Consider the following 15,700-nt stretch of genomic DNA (forward strand, 5'->3'; position numbering starts at 1 on the left):
CGTGGATGAGCGCCGGGACATGGGGTCAGAGCCCTTTGCAGTGCAAAGGGATCTGACACCTCACTTACGCCGAGGCGTAGCGCACGGCCGTGCCGATCCAGCGCTGCACCACGCGGTCGGCCAGCGCGGGTTGCTGGTCCAGCAGGCGCTCGGCCAGCGCGTGCACGCCGGGCAGCAGGCCGGCGTCGCGGGCCAGGTCGGCAATGCGGAAACCGGCCAGGCCGGTCTGGCGCGTACCCAGCAGTTCACCCGGGCCACGCAGCTCCAGATCCTTCTCGGCGATGACGAAACCATCGTTGGTTTCGCGCATGGTCTGCAGGCGCTCGCGCGCCATCTGCGAGAGCGGCGCCTGGTACAGCAGCACGCAGCGCGACACCGCCGAACCACGGCCGACGCGGCCGCGCAGCTGGTGCAGCTGGGCCAGGCCCAGGCGCTCGGCGTTCTCGATCACCATCAACGAGGCATTCGGCACGTCCACGCCCACTTCAATGACGGTGGTGGCGACCAGCAGGTCGATGTCGCCGGCCTTGAACGCCACCATCGTCGCCAGCTTCTCCGCGGCCTTCAGGCGGCCATGCACCAGCCCAACGCGCACGCCCGGCAGCAGCGCCTGCAGCGATTCGAAGGTGGCCTGCGCGGGCGTTGCATCCAGCTCCTCGCTTTCCTCGATGAGCGTGCACACCCAGTACACCTGCCGCCCTTCCTGGCAGGCCAGCGCGATGCGTTCGATCAGCTCCGGACGGCGGTCATTGTTGAGTGCGACGGTCTGCACCGGCGTGCGGCCTGGCGGCAGTTCGTCGATGGCCGAGACATCCAGATCCGCGTATTCGGACATCGCCAGCGTGCGCGGAATCGGCGTGGCGGTCATCACCAGCTGGTGCGGCACACTGTTGCCGCCCGCGCCCTTGTCGCGCAGGGCCAGCCGCTGGTGCACGCCGAAGCGGTGCTGCTCATCGACGATGGCCAGGGCCAGATCCTGGAATACAACCGCTTCCTGCATCAGTGCATGGGTACCGACCACCACCTGCGCTTCGCCGTTGGCGACCTGTTCCATCACCTTGGCGCGCGCCTTGCCGGTGACCTTGCCGGCCAGCCAGGCGATGCGCACGCCCAGCGGTTCCAGCCAGCCACGCAGGTTGTTGAGATGTTGCTCGCCCAGCAGTTCGGTGGGGGCGGCCAATGCGACCTGCTTGCCCTGCTCCACCGCCAGCATCGCGGCCAGTGCGGCCACCACGGTCTTGCCGGAGCCGACATCGCCCTGCACCAGCCGCAGCATCGGGCTGGGCCGCGCCAGGTCCTCGCGGATCTGCTTGAACACGCGCTCCTGCGCGCCGGTCAGCGCGAACGGCAGCTGCTTCAGCAGCGCCTTGGCCAGCGTGCCGGGGCCGGCCAGCGGAGGCGCATGGTGCGCCTGCAAGGCAATGCGCTGGCGACGCAGGCTGAGGTGATGGGCCAGCAGTTCTTCCATCGCCAGGCGACGCTGCGCCGGGTGCGTGCCTGCTGCCAACGCGGCCAGATCGGCATCCGGCGGCGGACGGTGTACGGTCAGCAACGCACTGCGCAGCGACGGCAGGCCGAGGCCATCCAGCCAGCCGCTGGGCAGCAGTTCCAGCGTGCTTTCCTCGGGCAGGCGATCCAGGGCCTGGCCGATCAGCTTGCGCATCGTCATCGGGCCCACGCCTTCGACGGTGGGGTACACCGGGTCGAGGCGGTCGCCGAGTTCGGGATCGTCGTTGCGGCCCAGCACCTGGTAGCTGGGATGGACGATTTCCAGGCCAAGATGACCGGGCTTGGGGGTGCCGAAGCAGCGCAGCCGGTTGCCGACCGCGAACTGGCCGACCTGCTGCTGGCGGAAATGGAAGAAGCGCAGCACCAGGGTGCCCTGCCCTTCGTCCTCCACCGCGACCTTCAGCATCGGCCGGTAACGCATGCCACGCTCGACCGCGACCACCCGCCCTTCCACCTGCGCCGGCACGCCGTTGCGCAGGTCTTCGATGCGGGTCAGCCGGGTCCGGTCTTCATAGCGCAGCGGCAGATGAAGCCAGAGATCCTGCAGGGTGGCCAGGCCACGCGCCTGCAGTTTGGCGGCCACGGCCGGGCCCACGCCCGCAAGCATCGCCAGGGATGCTTCGCCGGACGGTGACAGGACCGGGGTGACCGCCGCCTTGCGTGCCACGTGGCGGTCAGTCGATGACCATCACCGCGTCGACCTCGAAGTTGGCGCCCTTCGGCAGGCCGGAGACTTCGATGGTGGAACGGGCCGGATACGGCGCCTGGAAGTAGTCCTGCATGACCGCGTTGACCTTGGCGAACTCGCCCAGGTCGGTCAGGTACAGGCCCAGGCGCACGACCTTGTCCAGCGAGCCGCCAGCGGCTTCGGCCACGGCCTTGAGGTTGTCGAAGGCGCGGCGGGCCTGTGCTTCGACGTCACCAGCGCCAACGACATCGCCGGTGGCCGGGTCGAGCGGGATCTGGCCGGAGAAGTACACAGTGTTGCCGGCGCGCACGGCCTGCGAGTACGGGCCGATGGCGGCGGGAGCCTTTTCGGTGTTGATGATCTGGCGGGACATGGGACGCTCCGGTGCTTGGGGGAAAACAGAGCGGTGATTGTACCGGGTGGGGGCGGTATCGGCTGGGATCGGATCCGTTTCCCGGCGGGAAATGGATCCGATCCCATGCGTCGTGTGCGCGGGACATCATCCACGCCTGGCGTGGACCTACTGGCGGCGCACCGACTGCACGACCGACAGGCGGCGCAGGCGGCGCATGACCTCGGCCAGGTGGTTGCGATCGCGTACCTGGATGTTGAACGCCAGCACGGCGGCGTTGAAATCGCGGTCCAGGTAGTCCACGCGCTCGATGTTGGAATGGCTCTGCGCGATGGCGGCGGCCAGCTGCGCCAGCACGCCGGTGCCGTTCTCCACTTCCACCACCAGCGAGGTGTCGTAATCGCCGGAGACGGTGGTGTCCCAGCCGATCGGCACCCAGCGCTCGGGCGACTTGCGCAGCTCGGCCAGGTTCGGGCAGTCCATGCGGTGTACCACGATGCCCTTGCCGGCGGTGTGGTAGCCCATGATCTCGTCGCCGGGAATCGGCTGGCAGCAGCCGGCGAAGGTGACCACGCCGCGCTCGCTACCGTTGATCAGGATCTTTTCCTGCGAGTGGTGGCGCGAATGCGGGCCGCCCCGCAGTTCGGCGTAGGCCATCAACGCCTGCGCGGCCTGGGTCGGCATCCAGTTGCCGAGCGCGACCTCGGCCAGCAGCGCCTCCAGGCGGGGGAAGCGGTGTTCGACCAGGAACGCATCCAGGCGCCCCTTCGGCAGCCGCTCCAGCGACGAATCCATCGCTTCCAGCGCCCGGTCGAGCATGCGGTGGCCCAGCTGCACGGCGTCTTCGTGCTCCAGCTGCTTGAGCTGGTGGCGGATGGCGGTGCGCGCCTTGCTGGTGACCACGAATTCCAGCCACTGCGGTTTCGGCGTGGCCGAGCGCGCGGTGATGATCTCCACCGACTGGCCCGATACCAGCTTGGTGCGCAGTGGCACCAGTTTCTTGTCCACGCGCGAGGCCACCGCCATGTTGCCGACGTCGGTATGCACGGCGTAGGCGAAATCGAGCGCGGTCGAGTTGCGCGGCAGGGCCAGGATCTTGCCCTTCGGCGTGAACAGGTAGACCTCGTCCGGGAACAGGTCGACCTTGACGTTGTCGAGGAATTCCAGCGAGGAACCGGCGGCGCGCTGCGAGTCGATCAGCTCGACGATCCAGGCGTGCGCGCGGCTCTGCGCACTGTTGGGCGAATCGCCACCGAACTTGTAGGTCCAGTGCGCGGCCACGCCGCGCTCGGCGATCAGGTCCATCTCCTCGGTACGGATCTGCACTTCGATCGGCGAGCCATACGGCCCGAACAGCACGGTGTGCAGCGACTGGTAACCGTTGGCCTTGGGAATGGCGATGAAATCGCGGAAGCGGCCATCCAGCGGCTTGAAGGTGGCATGCACCGAACCCAGCGCGTGGTAGCAGCTGGGTACGCTGCGCACCACCAGGCGGAAGCCGAACACATCCATCACCTGGTCGAAGGTCTTGTTCTCGTCGCGCATCTTGTTGTAGATGCTCCACGGGGTCTTGATGCGGCTGATCAGCCGATGCTCGATCCCCTCCTTGGCCAAGCGTTGCGACAACTGCACCTCCACCTGCGCCATCGCCTCGCGGCGCACCACCGGCTGGCTGCGGATGTGTTTTTCGATGATGGCGTGGCGCCACGGGTACAGCGCCTTGAAACCGAGGTTCTGCAGCTCGCTCTTGACCAGGCTCATGCCCAGGCGCTGGGCGATGGGCGCGTAGATCTCCAGCGTCTCGCGGGCAATGCGGCCGCGTGCCTCGCGGCTCTGCGCGCCCAGCGTGCGCATGTTGTGCAGGCGATCGGCCAGCTTGATCATGATCACGCGCAGGTCGCGCGACATCGCCAGCAGCATCTTGCGGAAGCTCTCGGCGGCCGCCTCCTGGCGGTCGCGGAACTTCAGCTTGTCCAGCTTGGTGACGCCGTCGACCAGTTCGGCCACGGCTTCGCCGAACTCGGCGGCCAATGCCTCGCGGGTCAGCGGCGTGTCTTCGATGGTGTCGTGCAGGATCGCGGCGATCAGCGCTTCCACGTCCAGGCCGAGCTCGGCCAGCACCTGGGCCACGGCCACCGGATGGGTGATATAGGGCTCGCCCGACTTGCGCGTCTGCCCAGCGTGCGCGGAGGCTCCGACTTCCCAGGCACGGCGCAACAGCGGCAGCTGTTCCGGCGGCAGGTAATGGGCGGCGCGTTCAAGCTGGAGGACGTAGTCGGGTACGGCGGCAGTGGGGGCTGCGGCGACCTTGGCAGTGGGGCCTGGGTTCATGCCCGCAGCCTATTCCAGCGCGACGTTTACGGCAAATCCTGAATGCGAAACAGCCCGCACGGGGCGGGCTGTTCGGCACATCCAACGATTACGTTGATCGATGCGATCAATCGTCGTTCTTGGACATGTCTTCGTCGGCGACCACTTCTGCGGCGGCCCACTCCAGCGCTTCGCGCTCGGCGCGCTCACGCTCGGCCTTCTCGACTTCGTCGATCAGCGCGTTGTCGATCTTGCGGGCGGCGATTTCGCGCAGCGCCAGCACGGTCGGCTTGTCCTCGGTCTCGCTGTTGTCCAGCGTGGCCTGCACGCCGTTGGCGAGCTGGCGGGCACGCTTGGAAGCCATCATGACCAGTTCGAAACGGTTGTTAACGACTTCCAGGCAATCTTCTACGGTGATGCGGGCCATACGGGCTCCCGGCGACCGGTCGGCCGCTCAGTCGAATGAGGGAAAGGGGGCGAAGTGTACCGGCAGGGGCTGGACAAAATCAAGCCAACCCCCACCCGATTCTTTTGGAATCAGTCAGTTGCACCCGGATCGGGGGTCAGCAGGGCCTGGATCAGGCCGGCGTGGCGGACCTTCTGGGCCTCCCGGCGCAGGCGGCTGGCGGTGAAGATGGCGCACAGCTCATCGACGGCGGTGTCGAAGACCTCGTTGACGATGACGTAGTCGAACTCATTGAAGTGCAGCATCTCGTCGCGGGCCGCGCCAAGGCGCTGGGCGATGACCGCCTCGCTGTCCTGGCCGCGCTTGCGCATGCGGTCCTGCAGGGCCTGCTTGGACGGCGGCAGGATGAACACGGTGACCGTGCCCGGCACCAGCTGGCGCACCTGCTGCGCGCCCTGCCAGTCGATTTCCAGCAGCACGTCCTGGCCGGCAGCCAGCTGCGGCTCCACCGACTGGCGGGCGGTGCCCTTCCAGTCGCCGTGCACCCAGGCATGCTCGAAGAAGTCGCCGGCGGCGATCATTTCCTCGAACCTCTCCGCAGAGACGAAATGGTAGTGCTGGCCGTTCACTTCACCCGGGCGCATCGCGCGCGAGGTGAAGGAGATCGACAGGGCGATCTGCGGGTCACGCGCCAGGGTGGCGTTGACGATGCTGCTCTTGCCGGCGCCGGACGGCGCGGCAACGATGTACAGCGTGCCGCGCGCAACGGCGTCCGACGGCTTCGACGGAGCGCTCATGCGGGGGATCCAACGGGTTGATTTCGCAAAATTTTTCCTCGGTGTTCCAGATCCGGCGCGGAGGATCGCGCCAGGACGGCGGGAGCTGCGCGGAACATCCTGGAACCAGGCCCGGCAGACGCTTCCCCGGGGTGCGGGCACGCAACTTTACCAGAGCAACCCCGTTGCGCGCCCTCCCGGCAGGCGCCGGGCCTTGTGCCACATGGGCATCCGGGGGCCTGTGCTATAACCGGGCCGTACCCAACGACAGCCCGGAGGCCTGCGCCTCCCCGCCATCCCAGGAGAACGGCATGCCATCGATGAGCCGCCGCCAGTTCCTGAAAGTGACCGGGACAACCCTGGTCGGCTCCAGCCTGGCACTGATGGGCTTCGCGCCCGGCGTCGCGCTCGCGGAGGTTCGGCAGTACAAGCTGACCCGCGCGACCGAGACCCGCAACACCTGTACGTACTGTTCGGTGGCCTGCGGCATCCTGATGTACAGCCTCGGCGACGGTGCCAAGAACGCCGAGCCGAGCATCTTCCATATCGAGGGCGACCCGGACCACCCGGTCAACCGCGGCACGCTGTGCCCGAAGGGTGCCGGCCTGGCCGACATCATTCACAGCAAGTCGCGCCTGCTCTACCCCGAGTACCGCGCGCCGGGCTCGAACGAGTGGAAGCGGCTGAGCTGGGACGATGCGCTGGACCGCATCGCGCGGCTGATGAAGGAAGACCGCGATGCAAACTTCGTGCAGAAGAACGAGGCCGGGCAGACGGTCAACCGCTGGCTGACCACCGGCATGCTGGCGGCCTCGGCCACCAGCAATGAAACCGCGGTGCTGACCCACAAGGTCGTGCGCTCCCTCGGCATGTTGGCATTCGACAACCAGGCACGTGTCTGACACGGCCCGACGGTGGCAGGTCTTGCCCCGACGCTAGGCCGTGGTGCGATGACGAATCACTGGGTCGACATCAAGAATGCCGACCTGATCCTGATCATGGGTGGCAATGCCGCCGAGGCACACCCATGCGGGTTCAAATGGGTGACCGAGGCCAAGGCACACAACAAGGCCCGGCTGATCGTGGTCGATCCGCGCTTCAACCGCTCGGCCGCGGTGGCCGACGTGTACGCGCCGATCCGTACCGGCACCGACATCGTGTTCCTGGGCGGCCTGATCAACTACCTGCTGACCGAGGACCGCATCCAGCACGAGTACGTGCTGAACTACACCGACATGTCGTTCCTGGTGAAGGACGAGTTCGCTTTCAACGACGGCCTGTATTCGGGCTACAACGAGGAAAAGCGCAGCTACGACCGTTCCAGCTGGGACTATGCCTACGGTGACGATGGCTTCGTGCGCAGCGACCCGACGCTGAAGGACCCGCGCTGCGTCTACAACCTGCTCAAGCAGCACTACGCGCGCTATACCGTGGAGATGGTCGAACGCATCTGCGGCACGCCGGCCGACAGCATCCGCCAGGTGTGGGACATGATCGCCTCCACCGCCGGCAAGGACAAGGCGATGACCATCCTGTACGCGCTCGGCTGGACGCAGCATTCGGTGGGCGCGCAGAACGTGCGTGCCGGCACCATGGTGCAGCTGCTGCTGGGCAACATCGGCGTGGCCGGTGGCGGCATGAACGCGCTGCGCGGGCATTCCAACATCCAGGGCCTGACCGACATCGGCCTGATGTCCGACCTGCTGCCCGGCTACCTGACGCTGCCGAAACAGGACGAGCAGGACTACGACGCCTACATCGCCAAGCGCACGCAGAAGCCGCTGCGCGCCAACCAGATGTCGTTCTGGCAGAACTACCCGAAGTTCCACGTCAGCCTGATGAAGTCGTGGTGGGGCGACGCGGCCACCGCCGACAACAACTGGTGCTTCGACCACCTGCCCAAGCTCGACAAGCCGTACGACATGCTGCAGGCGTACGAACTGATGAACGAGGGCAAGATCCATGGCTACATCTGCCAGGGCTTCAATCCGCTGGCCTCGGCGCCGAACAAGGGCAAGCTGATCAGCGCGTTCTCCAAGCTGAAGTTCATGGTCAGCATGGACCCGCTGGAAACCGAGACCATCGCTTTCTGGCAGAACCACGGTGCGTTGAACGACGTCGATCCGAGTACGATCCAGACCGAAGTATTCCGCCTGCCGACCACCTCCTTCGCCGAGGAGAACGGCGCGGTGGTGAATTCCTCGCGCTGGCTGCAATGGCACTGGAAGGGCGCCAATCCGCCGGGCGAAGCGCGCAGTGACATCGAGATCATGTCCGAGCTGTTCCATCGCATCAAAGCGATGTACGAGAAGGACGGTGGTGCATGGTGGGAGCCGGTGCGCGACCTGGCCTGGAAGTATTCCAACCCGGAACTGCCGACGCCGGAAGAACTGGCGATGGAATACAACGGCAAGGCGCTGGCCGACGTGTTCGATCCGAAGGATCCGACCAAGCTGGTGCGCAAGGCCGGCGAGCAGCTGGCCGCATTCGGCGACCTGCGCGACGACGGCAGCACCTCCTCTGGCTGCTGGATCTACATCGGCGCCTGGGGCCCGACCGGCAACATGATGGCGCGGCGTGACAACAGCGACCCCACCGGTATCGGCAACACGCTGGGCTGGGCCTGGGCGTGGCCGGCCAACCGCCGGGTGATGTACAACCGCGCTTCGTGCGACGTGGCTGGCCAGCCGTTCGATCCGCGCCGCACGCTGCTGGCCTGGAACGGCAAGAACTGGGGCAGTGTGGACGTGCCGGACTTCAAGGCCGATGAAGATCCGGCCGGCGGGATGGGCCCGTTCATCATGAACCCGGAAGGCATCGCCCGCTTCTTCGCCAAGGCCGGCATGGCCGAGGGACCGTTCCCGGAGCACTACGAGCCCTTCGATACACCGCTGCGCAGCAACCCGCTCAGCCCCGGCCAGGCACTGACGCTGAATAATCCGGCGGCACGGGTGTTCGCCAGCGATCGTGCACAGATCGGTTCGCCGGACGAGTTCCCGCATGTGGCCACCACCTACCGCCTGACCGAGCATTTCCACTTCTGGACCAAGCACGGCAAGCTCAACGCCATCATCCAGCCCGAGCAGTTCGTCGAGATCGGCGCGGCGTTGGCCGACGAGCTCGGCATCAACAACGGCAGCCGCGTGCGGGTCAGCTCCAAGCGTGGCCACATCGAAGCGGTGGCGATGGTGACCAAGCGCATCAAGGCACTGCAGATCGATGGCCGGACCGTGCACCAGGTGGGCGTGCCGATCCACTGGGGCTTCCTCGGTGCGGCCAAGCCCGGATACATCGCCAATACGCTGACCAACGCCATCGGTGACGGCAACTCGCAGACGCCCGAATCGAAGTGCATCCTGGTCAAGGTCGAGAAGGTGTAGGAGACACGCCATGTCACTGCAATCGCTGGACATCATCCGCCGCTCGGCCACCACCACGCCCTCGCCGGAGGCGCGCGGTGCGCACACCGGCCAGGTCGCCAAGCTGATCGATGTGAGCAAGTGCATCGGCTGCAAGGCCTGCCAGGTCGCCTGCATGGAATGGAACGACCTGCGCGACGAGGTCGGCAGCTGCGTCGGCAGCTATGACAACCCTCCCGACCTGAGCGAACAGTCGTGGACGGTGATGAAGTTCCGCGAGTACGAGGACGAGAAGGGCAAGCTGGAATGGCTGATCCGCAAGGAAGGCTGCATGCACTGCAGCGACCCGGGCTGCCTGAAGGCCTGCCCGTCGCCGGGCGCGATCATCCAGTACGCCAACGGCATCGTCGACTTCCAGGAAGAGAACTGCATCGGCTGCGGCTACTGCGTGACCGGTTGCCCGTTCGACGTGCCGCGCATCTCCAAGAAGGACCACAAGGCCTACAAGTGCACGCTATGTTCGGACCGGGTGGCGGTAGGCCAGGAACCGGCCTGCGTGAAGACCTGCCCGACCGGTGCGATCACCTTCGGCAGCAAGCAGGCGATGACCGAGCATGCCGCCGGCCGCGTGGAAGACCTGAAATCGCGCGGCTACGAGAACGCCGGCCTGTACGACCCGCAGGGTGTGGGCGGCACCCACGTGATGTACGTGCTGCAGCATGTGGACAAGCCCGAGCTGTACGCCGACCTGCCCAAGGACCCGCGCATCAGCCCGATGGTGGAAGTCTGGAAGGGCGTGGCCAAGCCACTGGGCGTGCTGGCGATCGCCGCCACCGCCTTCGCCGGCTTCCTGCATTACATCGGCATCGGCCGCAACACGGTCAATGACGAGGAAGAAGAGGAAGCCGAACACGAGGCGAAGCAGATCGAAGAGGAGCAGCGGCCATGAAGTACGCCCCGCACCCGCGGCAGATCATCCGCTACCGCGCGCCGACCCGCATCAACCACTGGATCGTGGCGATCTGCTTCGTGCTGACGGCGCTGTCCGGGCTGGCGTTGTTCCACCCTGCCCTGTTCCCGTTGACCCAGCTGTTCGGTGGCGGACCGTGGACGCGCATCCTGCACCCGTTCATCGGCTTGGCCATGGTGATCGGCTTTACGTTGCTGGCGTTCCGCATGTGGCGCGACAACCTGCCGACCGCCGATGATGGCAAGTGGATGCGCGGCATGCGCGATGTGCTGCGCAACGAGGACGAGAGGCTGCCGCCGGTGGGCCGCTTCAATGCCGGCCAGAAACTGCTGTTCTGGGCGATCATTGGTTGCCTGTCGGCACTGCTGCTGACCGGCTTCGTGATCTGGCGGCAGTACTTCAGCCACTTCTTCCCGATCGGGGTGATCCGCTTCTCGGTACTTGCCCATGCGCTGTTCGGCTGGGTGCTGGTCTGCGCGATCGTGGTGCACATCTATGCGGCGATCTGGATCAAGGGGTCTGTGCGGGCAATGACCCAGGGCAAGGTGACCTACGGGTGGGCGTACAAGCATCACCGGCAGTGGTTCCGGGACATCCTGCGCGGACGACGGGAACAGGGTTAGCGGCAGGGCCTGCGGCCCTGCACCCGCCTCGAGCCAAGGCAACAGCAACAGCGGCTATCCGTGGGATGGCGGGGTGGGTCAGGTTGCGGGGGGCGCTGCAAGTACATCCATGTAAGCTCGGTCGCCGCATCCATGCGGCTCACGCCCCCGCAACCTGACCCACCCCGCCCTCGACAGTTTCCCGCTGCTGTTGGTGGGTGTCGACCTTGGTCGACACAATGAACATGGCAACAAGCGATGGGGTCAGATCCGCTTTCCTATGGAAAACGGATCTGACCCCAACCATTTCAAATGGCCGGCAGTGCGCTGGACGCCAGCGCTGACAACAGCGAGGATGGAAGCTGGTTCTCCTGGCTGGCCCTGCATGGCGCAACGCATCCTTGAACCCGGTGAGATCGAGACGCTCGCCTCGCGCGATGTTCCGCGCATCATCCTGCCCGATGTCGCTTCCCTGTTCGTCGCACGCGCGGCACGTCTGCGCAGCCTGGCCGCGCACAGTGCCATTGGTGGCTACCTGCAGCTGCTGGCGGCACTGGCCGATGCGCAGCAGGCGCTGCTGGAGGCGTTGACACCCCAGCAACGCGAGGCGCTGCAGGACCACGCGCGCGCGCAGCAGTCCAGCGCGGCCGCCAGCGCCGGCATGCCGTTGCGGCCAGCCAATATGCTTCACCTGGATGGGTGCTGGCGCGACTGGCTGCGCATGCTGTGCCAGCACTGCGGCGACGAAGCCGGTCTGCCGGCGGAAACCCGCAGGGAACTGCAGCGCGTTGCCGCTGCCGACGACGCGTGGCTGGATGCACAGGCGCATGCGGTGCTGGAGCGTGATGACGCGCCGTCGGTGGATGCGGTCGCTGCGCTGCTGGTGATGAATGCACTGCAGGTCTACTGGGCGGTGCTGGCGGACAGCTTCCGCCCCACCGACCTGAAACCGTTGGCCGATGCTCCGGGCCTGTGCCCGCTGTGCGGCTCGCTGCCAGTGGCCAGCGCGGTGCAGGCACGGCCGCCCTATGCGTCCTACCGCTACCTGTCGTGCTCGCTGTGCGCCTGCCAGTGGCACTACGTGCGCGTTCAGTGCAGCCAGTGTGGTGCTGCCGGCAAGGACATCGCCTACCGCGCCCTGGCTGATGTGGACGGCGACAGCGGCGAGGCCGTGCGCGAGAGCGCGGTCCGTGCCGAGACCTGCGAACATTGCCACAGCTATCGCAAGATCCTGTATCTGGAGAAGAACCCCACACTGGAGCCGGTGGCCGATGACCTCGGCACGCTGGCACTGGACCTGCTGCTGGGCGAAGAAGGTTATGCACGCGCCAGCCAGAATCCACTGCTGTGGCAGTCCGACGGTGACTGACCGATGCCACGCACGCCCCCCATCCCTGCATCTGCCACTACCCTGCCCTCGCTGGACCGGCTGCTGCGCCTGCCGGCCTTGTCACCACTGATTGACGTCCACGGCCGCAGCCGCATCACCCACCTGCTGCGCTCGCGCCTGCAGATGCTGCGCGACCGTATCGGCGCCGGCCAGCTGTCGACCGCGCAGCTGCAGGAAGCGGTTGACGGCCCGGCACTGGTCGCAGCGCTCGACGCCGCCCTCGCCGCGGATGCACGGCTGGACCTGCAGCCGATGTTCAACCTGACCGGCACCGTACTGCACACCAACCTCGGTCGCGCATTGCTGCCCGATGCCGCCGTGCACGCCGTCACCCGCGCGATGACAGCGCCGGTCGATCTGGAATTCGACATCACCCGCGGCCGCCGCGGCGACCGCGATGCACGGGTGCAGGCGCTGGTCTGCGAACTGACCGGCGCTGAGGCCGCCACCGTGGTCAACAACAATGCGGCGGCGGTCCTGCTGCTGCTCAACAGCCTGGCCAACCGACGCGAGGTGGTGGTGTCGCGCGGCGAACTGGTGGAGATCGGTGGCGCCTTCCGCATTCCCGACGTGATGCGCAGCGCCGGTGCGCGGCTGCTGGAGGTGGGTACCACCAACCGCACCCACCCGGCCGACTTCACCCACGCCATTGGCGCACGCACCGCACTGCTGATGGAAGTGCATGCCAGCAACTACACGATCAGCGGCTTCACCGCCAAGGTCGACACCGCAGCGATGGCCGCGATCGCGCACGAACATGGCTTGCCACTGGTGGTGGACCTGGGCAGCGGCAGCCTGTGTGATCTGGCCTCGTTCGGCCTGCCGCACGAGCCCACCGTGCAGGAAACGCTGGCGTCCGGCGCCGACCTGGTTTGCTTCAGCGGCGACAAGCTGCTGGGCGGGCCGCAGGCCGGCATCATCGCCGGTCGCGCCGATCTGATTGCCCGTATCAACCGCAACCCGCTGAAGCGAGCGCTGCGCATGGACAAGATGGGCTTGGCTGCGCTGGAAGCGGTGCTGGCCCTGTACCGCGAACCGGAGCTGTTGGCGCAACGGCTGCCGACCCTGCGCACCCTGTCGCGCTCGCAGGACGACATGGGTTCGCAGGCCCAGCGCCTGCTGCAGCCGATGCGTTCCGCGCTTGCGGCCGGCTACAGCCTTGAACGGGCGTCGATGCACAGCCAGATCGGCAGCGGTGCGCAGCCAGGGGCGCAGCTGGCAAGCGCGGGGCTGCGCATCACCAGCGCGCGTCGCGGCGGACTGGACCGTTTGGCCAAGCGCCTGCGCCAACTGCCGCGCCCGGTAGTGGGCCGTATCGCAGAGGACGCGTTGTGGCTGGACCTGCGCTGCCTGGAACCCGCCGACGAAGTGGCCTTCCTGGCCCAATGGAGCATGCTGCAGGCATGATCGTCGGGACCGCCGGGCATATCGACCATGGCAAGACACGCCTGGTGCGCGCACTGACTGGCATCGAAACCGATCGCCTGCAGGAAGAGCGTACGCGCGGCATCTCCATCGAGCTGGGCTACGCCTATGTCCCGGTGGAACGTTCGGGCAATGAAGGCCCTGCGACCACGCTGGGTTTCGTCGACGTACCGGGCCATGAGCGCTTCGTGCACACGATGGTGGCTGGCGCCACCGGCATCGATGTCGCCCTGCTGGTGGTCGCCGCCGACGATGGGGTGATGCCCCAGACCCGCGAGCACCTGGCGATCCTGCTGATGCTGGGCGTGAACCGGGGTGCAGTGGCCCTGACCAAGATCGACCGCGTGGATGCGGCGCGCATCGCCCGGGTCGAGATCGAGATCGCTGCGCTGCTGGCCGCGACACCGCTGCAGGATTCACCTCTGTTCGCCTGCAACAGCACCGCGCCCGACGATGCCGGCATCAGCGCACTGCGAGCCCAGCTGCACGCGTGGGCGGCGGACGACGCCAGCACGCGCCAAGCCGAACTGCGCAGCGAGCTGTTCCGCATGCCGGTGGACCGCGTGTTCTCGTTGCCCGGCCACGGCACGCTGGTGACCGGCGCGGTGCATGGTGGCATCGCCACGGCTGGCGAGCACCTGCAACTGATGCCCGCCGCTACCGATGTCCGCGTGCGCAGCATCCACGCGCAGAGCCAGCCCAGCGAACACGCCATGGCCGGCCAGCGTTGCGCGTTGAACCTGGCCGCCATCGCCCGCGACGAGATTCATCGTGGCGACTGGATTGCCGACCCGCGCGCACTGCTGGCCACCCCCCGCGTCGATGTGCGCCTGCGGCTGTCCGCGCGGGCCGTGGCGCTGCGCGACTGGGCGCCGCTTCACATCCACTGGGGCACGATGCATCGCCAGGCGCATGTGGTGCTGTTGGAGGACCAGGACGAAGGCGATGGGCAGCTGGTGCAGCTGGTGTTCGACGCGCCGGTCTGCGCGATGTGTGGTGATCGCTTCATCGCCCGTGATTCATCGGCCACCCACACCCTGGGCGGTGGCGTCGTACTCGATCCGGACCCACCGCAGCGGCGCCGGCGCAGCACGGCACGACTCGCATGGCTGGGGGCACTGGAGCAGCTGGCGGCCGGTGCCGGTGTTGTCCCCCTGCTGCAGCAGGCACCTGCCGGCATTCCCCTCACCTCCCTGCAACGGTATTGCCGACGTGCCGCCGACCAGATCGAACTGCCTGAAGACGCGCGACGCATCGCTACCCGCGAAGACACGGTGATCATCCTTGCCTTGCACTGGCAGGCGTTGCGCGAGCAGGTGATCACCTCACTGCGTGGATGGCATGAGCGACGCCCCGACGAACCCGGTGTCGACAGTGGACGCCTGCAGCGCAGCACCCTGCCCGCGCTGGCGAGCAGCCTGTGGAATGCCCTGCTGCAGGATCTGCTCGCCGATGGCACGCTGCAGCGCGTGGGCGCATGGTGGCGCTTGCCCGGCCACGATCACGCACCGCCAGAACACGAACGCCTGCTGCTCGAACGCGTACTGCCGCAACTGCATGCCGGTGGCTTCGATCCGCCGTGGGTGCGCACGCTGGCCGCCGATCTCGGCCTCGCCGAAGACGATGTCCGCGCCCCGCTGCGCCGCGCCGCCATGCGCGGCGAACTGTTCCAGGTGGTACCTGACCTGTTCTATGCAGCCACCCGCATCGCCGAGCTGGCCGCGATCGTCGCGCAGCTGTCACAGGCCACCGGCACGGTGGATGCGGCCACATTCCGCGATGCCATCGGCCTGGGGCGCAAACGCAGCATCCAGATCTTGGAGTTCTTCAATCGCGTTGGCTACACTCGGCGCGTCGGTGACCAGCATCGGCCGCGCGGCGACCTGCAGTGGAACGCAGCCCACGAGTGAGCC

11 protein-coding genes are annotated in these 15,700 nt (G+C 67.0%); 6 read left to right on the top strand and 5 right to left on the bottom strand.

Features of this window, described 5'->3' with window-relative positions; genetic code table 11:
• Positions 1 to 64: 64 nt before the first annotated feature.
• The 5 genes from recG to gmk all read right to left on the bottom strand — a co-directional run bounded on the left by recG (position 65) and on the right by gmk (position 6,062).
• Complete coding sequence (gene recG / locus B9Y82_RS14645; RefSeq protein WP_100473791.1) at positions 65 to 2,176, bottom strand: ATP-dependent DNA helicase RecG; 2,112 nt, start codon at positions 2,174 to 2,176, stop codon at positions 65 to 67.
• Positions 2,177 to 2,183: 7 nt separating this feature from the next.
• Entirely contained in the window at positions 2,184 to 2,570 is a 387-nt protein-coding gene (locus tag B9Y82_RS14650; RefSeq protein WP_049461736.1) for a RidA family protein, read from the bottom strand.
• Between the two features lie 147 nt (positions 2,571 to 2,717).
• Entirely contained in the window at positions 2,718 to 4,880 is a 2,163-nt protein-coding gene (locus tag B9Y82_RS14655) for a RelA/SpoT family protein (RefSeq protein WP_100473792.1), read from the bottom strand.
• A gap of 106 nt (positions 4,881 to 4,986) precedes the next feature.
• Complete coding sequence (gene rpoZ, locus B9Y82_RS14660; protein ID WP_005410877.1) at positions 4,987 to 5,286, bottom strand: DNA-directed RNA polymerase subunit omega; 300 nt, start codon at positions 5,284 to 5,286, stop codon at positions 4,987 to 4,989.
• Positions 5,287 to 5,396: 110 nt separating this feature from the next.
• Complete coding sequence (gmk, locus tag B9Y82_RS14665) at positions 5,397 to 6,062, bottom strand: guanylate kinase (protein ID WP_032956072.1); 666 nt, start codon at positions 6,060 to 6,062, stop codon at positions 5,397 to 5,399.
• A 290-nt stretch (positions 6,063 to 6,352) separates the two neighbouring features.
• On the opposite strand from gmk, the gene fdnG reads away from it, so the two are divergent.
• The 6 genes from fdnG to selB all read left to right on the top strand — a co-directional run bounded on the left by fdnG (position 6,353) and on the right by selB (position 15,697).
• Positions 6,353 to 9,421 carry a formate dehydrogenase-N subunit alpha gene (fdnG, locus tag B9Y82_RS14675; RefSeq protein WP_157804643.1) on the top strand — a complete coding sequence of 1,023 codons (3,069 nt, stop codon included), beginning with the start codon at positions 6,353 to 6,355 and terminating at the stop codon, positions 9,419 to 9,421.
• A 10-nt stretch (positions 9,422 to 9,431) separates the two neighbouring features.
• Positions 9,432 to 10,349 (top strand): formate dehydrogenase subunit beta, encoded by a 918-nt coding sequence (gene fdxH, locus B9Y82_RS14680; RefSeq protein ID WP_100473795.1) that lies wholly within the window; start codon positions 9,432 to 9,434, stop codon positions 10,347 to 10,349.
• A complete protein-coding gene (locus tag B9Y82_RS14685; protein ID WP_100473796.1) occupies positions 10,346 to 10,993 on the top strand; it encodes a formate dehydrogenase subunit gamma in 648 nt (215 codons plus the stop codon). Before fdxH ends, B9Y82_RS14685 begins: the two co-directional genes overlap by 4 nt.
• Positions 10,994 to 11,357: 364 nt before the next feature.
• The gene (gene fdhE, locus B9Y82_RS14690) at positions 11,358 to 12,341 is read left to right on the top strand and encodes a formate dehydrogenase accessory protein FdhE (protein WP_100473797.1); all 984 of its coding nucleotides are present in this window, start codon (positions 11,358 to 11,360) and stop codon (positions 12,339 to 12,341) included.
• Between the two features lie 3 nt (positions 12,342 to 12,344).
• A complete protein-coding gene (selA, locus tag B9Y82_RS14695) occupies positions 12,345 to 13,769 on the top strand; it encodes an L-seryl-tRNA(Sec) selenium transferase (protein ID WP_100473798.1) in 1,425 nt (474 codons plus the stop codon).
• Positions 13,766 to 15,697, top strand: coding sequence for a selenocysteine-specific translation elongation factor (selB, locus tag B9Y82_RS14700; protein ID WP_100475243.1), 1,932 nt, complete (start codon positions 13,766 to 13,768; stop codon positions 15,695 to 15,697). The genes selA and selB overlap by 4 nt, the downstream gene beginning before the upstream one ends.
• The last annotated feature ends 3 nt before the right edge of the window (positions 15,698 to 15,700 follow it).

Source organism: Stenotrophomonas maltophilia, assembly GCF_002799155.1.
GTDB classification, from domain to species: Bacteria; Pseudomonadota; Gammaproteobacteria; order Xanthomonadales; family Xanthomonadaceae; genus Stenotrophomonas; species Stenotrophomonas maltophilia_R.

What these genes read in the sequence shown, in the direction of transcription:
- fdhE (WP_100473797.1), top strand. Translation starts at nt 11,358, where the DNA reads ATGGCGCAACGCATCCTTGAACCCGGTGAGATCGAGACGCTCGCCTCG.
- selB (WP_100475243.1), top strand. Translation starts at nt 13,766, where the DNA reads ATGATCGTCGGGACCGCCGGGCATATCGACCATGGCAAGACACGCCTG.
- B9Y82_RS14650 (WP_049461736.1), bottom strand. Translation starts at nt 2,570, where the DNA reads ATGTCCCGCCAGATCATCAACACCGAAAAGGCTCCCGCCGCCATCGGC.
- gmk (WP_032956072.1), bottom strand. Translation starts at nt 6,062, where the DNA reads ATGAGCGCTCCGTCGAAGCCGTCGGACGCCGTTGCGCGCGGCACGCTG.
- fdxH (WP_100473795.1), top strand. Translation starts at nt 9,432, where the DNA reads ATGTCACTGCAATCGCTGGACATCATCCGCCGCTCGGCCACCACCACG.
- B9Y82_RS14655 (WP_100473792.1), bottom strand. Translation starts at nt 4,880, where the DNA reads ATGAACCCAGGCCCCACTGCCAAGGTCGCCGCAGCCCCCACTGCCGCC.
- rpoZ (WP_005410877.1), bottom strand. Translation starts at nt 5,286, where the DNA reads ATGGCCCGCATCACCGTAGAAGATTGCCTGGAAGTCGTTAACAACCGT.
- B9Y82_RS14685 (WP_100473796.1), top strand. Translation starts at nt 10,346, where the DNA reads ATGAAGTACGCCCCGCACCCGCGGCAGATCATCCGCTACCGCGCGCCG.
- selA (WP_100473798.1), top strand. Translation starts at nt 12,345, where the DNA reads ATGCCACGCACGCCCCCCATCCCTGCATCTGCCACTACCCTGCCCTCG.